Source organism: Ruegeria sp. HKCCA5463, from assembly GCF_013034175.1.
In the GTDB taxonomy this organism is placed as follows: Bacteria; Pseudomonadota; Alphaproteobacteria; order Rhodobacterales; family Rhodobacteraceae; genus Ruegeria.
The window spans coordinates 1-5,668 of sequence record NZ_WQFL01000024.1 but is presented as its reverse complement, the minus strand read 5'-3'; the positions used below and the strand labels follow the sequence as shown (position 1 = coordinate 5,668).

The 5,668-nt window shown below is 54.1% G+C and carries 7 protein-coding genes; 2 read left to right on the top strand and 5 right to left on the bottom strand.

Going from position 1 to position 5,668, the window contains the following annotated elements:
- Positions 1–202 precede the first annotated feature (202 nt).
- Both GOW09_RS22185 and GOW09_RS22180 read left to right on the top strand, forming a co-directional pair.
- A complete protein-coding gene (locus GOW09_RS22185; RefSeq protein ID WP_217360306.1) occupies positions 203–898 on the top strand; it encodes a DUF5343 domain-containing protein in 696 nt (231 codons plus the stop codon).
- Entirely contained in the window at positions 891–1,475 is a 585-nt protein-coding gene (locus GOW09_RS22180) for a Swt1 family HEPN domain-containing protein (protein WP_171121053.1), read from the top strand. The genes GOW09_RS22185 and GOW09_RS22180 overlap by 8 nt, the downstream gene beginning before the upstream one ends.
- 85 nt (positions 1,476–1,560) lie before the next feature.
- Here the strand turns inward: GOW09_RS22180 and GOW09_RS22175 are convergent, their stop codons facing one another.
- From GOW09_RS22175 to GOW09_RS22155, 5 genes are all read right to left on the bottom strand, one after another.
- Positions 1,561–1,857, bottom strand: a complete 297-nt coding sequence (locus GOW09_RS22175) for a 50S ribosomal protein L23 (protein ID WP_008757532.1) — start codon at positions 1,855–1,857, stop codon at positions 1,561–1,563.
- Complete coding sequence (gene rplD, locus GOW09_RS22170) at positions 1,854–2,471, bottom strand: 50S ribosomal protein L4 (RefSeq protein ID WP_155148664.1); 618 nt, start codon at positions 2,469–2,471, stop codon at positions 1,854–1,856. Before rplD ends, GOW09_RS22175 begins: the two co-directional genes overlap by 4 nt.
- Entirely contained in the window at positions 2,468–3,193 is a 726-nt protein-coding gene (rplC, locus tag GOW09_RS22165) for a 50S ribosomal protein L3 (protein ID WP_152459170.1), read from the bottom strand. The genes rplD and rplC overlap by 4 nt, the downstream gene beginning before the upstream one ends.
- 15 nt (positions 3,194–3,208) lie before the next feature.
- Positions 3,209–3,523, bottom strand: coding sequence for a 30S ribosomal protein S10 (gene rpsJ / locus GOW09_RS22160; RefSeq protein ID WP_008756422.1), 315 nt, complete (start codon positions 3,521–3,523; stop codon positions 3,209–3,211).
- A gap of 175 nt (positions 3,524–3,698) precedes the next feature.
- On the bottom strand, positions 3,699–5,426 hold the full coding sequence (locus tag GOW09_RS22155; RefSeq protein WP_254442780.1) for an amidohydrolase: 1,728 nt from the start codon (positions 5,424–5,426) through the stop codon (positions 3,699–3,701).
- Between the last annotated feature and the right edge of the window lie 242 nt (positions 5,427–5,668).

Below are 5,668 nucleotides of genomic sequence, written 5' to 3'. Positions count from 1 at the left end.
GCCCCGAAGGTCCCCGGTTCAAAATATCTAAGGCCCCGGAACGAATCCGAGGCCGTAAGATTGGGTGCGTGAAACAGGGTTGGGAGTGGGTGTCTATAGGGGAATACATCCTTAAAAACCTTAGTTTTGAAGAGGCGTTAACCGCAAAATAACCCGAGCCGCACCTATTGTTGCAATCCAGACAGAAAGCTTCAATTATTCAGTGAGTTACAAACACGTATCTTTTGAGGAAAAAATGGCATTACTGAATCAGTCCATGCAAGTGTATGGCAAGTTTGGAGAGTTCTTTGGTAAACTACGCGAAGGTCAAGCGCCGGAGAAGTTTTCTCGGGAGTTTCTCAAAGACCTAGGCTTTAAGTCTTCCAACTGGCATGCGGCCATTGGACTACTAAAGGGTCTTGGCTTTCTATCTTCTGATGGAGCGCCAACCAAAAAATATATGGAGTTTTTAGACCCTACGCGCTGGCAGATCGTGTTGGCCGAGGCTGTTAAAGAAGCCTACAGCGACATCTTTGTTATGAAAAGGGAGCCTACATCGAACGACGTTCAAATGATCGCTGGAAAGTACAAAAGCACATACAATATGTCCGACACAGCTTCCGACCGAGCCGCAAGGACGTTTCTTGCGCTCTTAGATCTCTGCGACAAAGACACCCTTCTGGGTCAGACGCAACCGGATGTCGTTGGTTCATCTGAACTTGAGGACCACCCCGTTCCCGAGACCGCCCCGTCGCCTGTTCCCGCTTCCGTACAACATAGTAGTTCTCCGGCACAACACGCGACACCGCCGGCACCTATCGGCCTAAACTATAACATTCAGATTCACCTTCCTGCGACCAAAGACATCGAAGTGTACAACGCCATTTTTAAATCATTGAGGGAACACATCATTGAGTAGTTCCGTTAGAGATTTTGTGTTCCGCGGCCTTCTATTCGAGTCAGAATCTGAAGCATTCAGAAAGGCCGGTATCAAAGTGGGGGCTGATCTCGGAGCTTCCGAGGAACAATTGCTATTGGAGGCATTAAGCCCTTTTGGTGTAAAGCGGCGCAACGATGCATTGGAAATGGCTCGCCTTTATGCTGTCTTGCACGCATTTGAAAACGAAGTTCGCTCACTTATCAGAGATACTCTTGACGAAACAGTTGGTGTTGACTGGTGGGAAAAAGATGCTGTTCCAAAGAAGATTAGGACAATGGCTGAATCGCGACAATCAACAGCGGAAAAGGACTCATGGCTTGAAGGCGCCAAAGGGGATCGTCTTGAATTCGTCGATTTCGGGGATTTGGCCGCGATAATTATTCAGAATTGGTCACATTTTAAAGATACAATGCCTAGTCAGGATTGGATAGGACAGCGAATGACTGAACTCGAAAAAGCGCGGAATTTCGTGGCACACAACCGTATGCTTTTGCCGTCCGAGTTTCAGCGTATCTATATGTACATCTCAGACTGGAACAAAGTTGTCGGCCTTTAACTGCCAATGAACTTTGAGACCTAGCCGACAAAAAAACCCCCGCCTTTCGGCGGGGGTTTTCATCTCTCTCCAAAGACGGGTTCGATCAGAGACCGGTGGATACGTCGATGGTGTTACCCTCTTCCAGGGTCACATATGCTTTTTTGACGTCTTTCCGACGGCCCAGCTGGCCGCGGAACCGCTTGACCTTGCCTTTGGTCACAGTGGTGTTCACCGCTTTGACCTTCACACCAAACAGCGCCTCGACGGCCTCTTTGATCTGCGGCTTGTTGCTGTCGATCGCCACTTCAAAGACAACCGCGCCGTTTTCGGACGCCATGGTCGACTTTTCGGTGATGATCGGCTTGCGGATCACGTCGTAGTGTTCTGCCTTCGCGCTCATTTCAGACGAGCCTCCAGTGCTTCGACAGCCGCTTTGGTGAGCACCAGGGTGTCACGCTTGAGGATGTCATAAACGTTTGCACCCATCGACGGCAGGATATCCAGACCTTCGATGTTGCGCGACGCCTTCAGGAAACCTTCGTTCACGGTCGCGCCGTCGATGACCAGAGCGCGTTTCCAGCCCAGGTTTGCAACCTGTTTGGCCAGAGCGGCGGTCTTGCCTTCGGCTTCGGCGTTCTCGATCACAACCAGTTCACCTGCCTTGGCTTTGGCCGACAGAGCGTGGCGCAGGCCAAGCTTGCGAAACTTTTTCGGCAGGTCGTGGCCGTGCGAACGAGGGGTCGGGCCCTTGTAGATACCACCCTTGCGGAAGATCGGCGCGTTGCGGTCACCATGGCGTGCGCCACCGGTGCCCTTCTGGCGATAGATCTTCTTGGTCGAGTAGCTGGTTTCCGAGCGGGTCTTGACCTTGTGGGTGCCAGCCTGCGCGTTGTTGCGCTGCCAACGGACCACACGGTGCAGGATGTCCGCACGCGGCTCGAGACCGAACAGATCGGCGTTCAGCTCGATGTCGCCGGCTTTGCCGCCGTCCAGTTTGATTACATCAAGTTTCATGCTTCACCACCTTCCGCGGGAGCTTCTTCCGCAGGTGCATCAGATGCAGCCGATTTCACAGCAGCCGGGAAAGGCAGGCCTTCCGGTGCTTTCTTCTTCACGGCGTCCTTGACGGTGACCCAGCCCGATTTCGGTCCGGGAACGGCGCCTTTGATGAAGACCAAACCACGCTCGGCGTCGGTTTTGACGACTTCCAGGTTCTGGGTGGTGACACGGGCAGCACCCATGTGACCGGCCATCTTCTTGCCTTTGAAAACCTTGCCCGGGTCCTGACACTGACCGGTCGAACCGTGCGAACGGTGGCTGATCGAAACACCGTGCGAGGCGCGCAGGCCACCGAAGTTGTGGCGCTTCATCGCACCGGCAAAGCCTTTACCGATCGATGTGCCCGATACGTCAACCTTCTGACCTTCCAGGAAGTGTTCTGCCGAAATCTCGGCACCCACTTCGATCAGGCCATCTTCGGAGACGCGGAACTCGGCCAGCTTACGCTTGGGCTCGACCTTGGCAGCGGCATAGTGGCCGCGCATGGCCTTCGAGGTGCGTTTCGCCTTGGCGGCACCGGCGCCCAGCTGAACGGCGGTGTAGCCGTCTTTGTCAGCGGTGCGCTGTGCAACGACCTGCAGGTTGTCCAGGTGAAGAACGGTCACAGGGATCTGCTTGCCGTCTTCCATGAACAGGCGGGTCATGCCAACTTTTTTTGCGATAATACCAGAGCGCATTCTCATACCCTCCGATTACGACTGCAACTTGATCTCGACGTCCACACCAGCAGCGAGGTCGAGCTTCATCAGCGCGTCAACGGTCTGGGGGGTCGGATCAACGATGTCGAGAAGACGCTTGTGCGTGCGGATCTCGAACTGGTCGCGGGATTTCTTGTCAACGTGAGGGCCACGGAGAACCGTGAACTTCTCGATCTTGTTCGGCAGCGGGATCGGTCCGCGCACGTTCGCGCCGGTCCGCTTGGCAGTGTTGACGATCTCTTGCGTGCTGGCATCCAGAACGCGATAGTCAAATGCCTTCAGCCGAATACGGATGTTTTGGCTTTGCATATTAACAGCCTTTTATTCAGGCGTTGGAGTTGAGAGGAGGACAGACGCGCATCGCCAACCCTCATCGAACCCAAAAGGCGGGAATCACCCCGCCTTGATGTTCTTATTGAGAACCCGCGCGTACTATAGCGACCTGAGCGTTTTTGCAAGAGGCAAATGCCAGAATGAAAACCTTCTATTCACCTCCAGAAACGCCATTGGTTAACCATGGACTTTCGACCTTCATTCCTTGGTAAACCGCGTGCAGAAAAAGATGCGCAATAACTGGATCACTGGAAAACGGAGAAAAACGCATCTTTCCCTCTCTGACACCTTCTTCAGCTTTGTAAACAACCTCATCACCTTTGACGGTTACAAGCACTTTGAGCTCGGCTAGGGTCTCTGGATCGACCGTCGTGGGATCGTCAGACAAGATCACAAAGTCTGCAACTTTTCCAACTTCAATCGACCCCTTCTCGTTTTCCTCAAAATGCTGCCACGCAGGCCAAATTGTCATGGCCTTAAGTGCAGTCATGACGTCCACCCTTTGATGCGGCCCCAGTATGTCGCCCGAACGAGTGCGGCGAGTGACCGTCGCGGCAAGAACCCGCATACTGTCGGGAAACGCGACCGGGGCATCGTGATGTGTGCCGAACATCATGTCCCTTTCTCGCAGCCATCCCGTGGGTGAGATGTTGTCGGCATTGACCGGTCCCACAGTATGATCCCGGTGCCAATCGCCCCAATAGAACGTGTGCATCGGGAAAAGCGACGGGAACACGCCAAGCCGTTTGAAACTGGCAACCTGATCCTCCCTCAGAAACTGGCCGTGTATCAGAACGGGGCGGTTGCCCGGGTCGCCATACTTGATCTGCGCTTCTTCAAGGGCCGCAATCAGCATATCGGATGCTCCTTCGCCGTTGGAATGCACAAGGATCTGGAAGCCGTTCTCATAACACCAGTTCACCGCGTCCTGAAGCTGCTCCATCGTTATGGCGGCATATCCGGCATACCCGGCGGCATAATTTCCAACCGGATTGTAATAGGGTCGATCCCGCAAGGCTGTGAAACCCTGCGGTGAACCGTCGATTGTCAGCTTGCAACCCCCAACCCGGACCCGGTTCTCATAGTCTGCGGATGTGTTTTCTCTGATGAACTCCCGAGCTTCCAAAACGTCTGGAAACGCGACCACGTCGATGGGCAGCCCTTCTTCGGCTGCAACTTTCCTGAGAACCTCGACAATCTCACCGGACGATCGGCCTTCTTGTCCGGTTGTATATCCAAACTTAGCCCAAAGCTCTGTTCCGGCCTTCGCGAATGCCGCCAAGCCTTTCTCACCCAGATTTCCAAGCATGGGAACAAGAACCGAAAAGAACGCGTATTCTTCCAGAACGCCGTTGGGCTCACCAGCTTCATCGCGCTGAATCACACCGCCCGGAGGTGCTTCTGAGGTGGCGGTGATACCTGCCAACTCCAGAGCTTTTGAATTTGCGACCCCCAAATGCCCGGATTGATGAATGATGATGGCCGGCAAGTCTTGGGACACCATATCCAGTTCTTGCCGTGTCGGGTGACGCAGCTCTTTCAGCTGCGCGTTGTCGTAACCAAAGCCAACGATCATTTTCACCTGCTCAACGGCTTCCGCATTCTCAGCGACCCAGGTGGACAGCGTTGATTGCAGGCTTGCGATATCAACGACATCTCCATCCGGCGGCGCGAGGAGGTTGGCTGACAGTGCCTGCAAACCTCCCATGACAACATGCCCGTGGCTGTCCACAAAGCCCGGCAGCATCGCGCGTCCGTTCAGATCGAAGGTTTCCGTTCCATCACCTTGATACGCAGATAGATCAGACAGCGATCCGACGGCCAGAATACGCCCGTCTTTGACTGCAACCGCTTCGGCAGAGGGGCCTTCGTCATTCATTGTGACGATTGGACCGCCAAGATAAATGCGATCCGCGATTTGTTGGGACGATGCCGAGGTTGATGAAAACGCGATTGCTGCGACAAGACAGAGTAAACGTGCCGATACGTGCATCTTATGACCTCTTTCGAATTGCAATGCTTCAATACGGAAAAGGGTAGCATCTCGGTGTGCGTTTACGAAAATGAAAAAGGGCGCCCCGCGGGGCGCCCTTTCCGTCTGATCATTCGCTTGCGCGAATT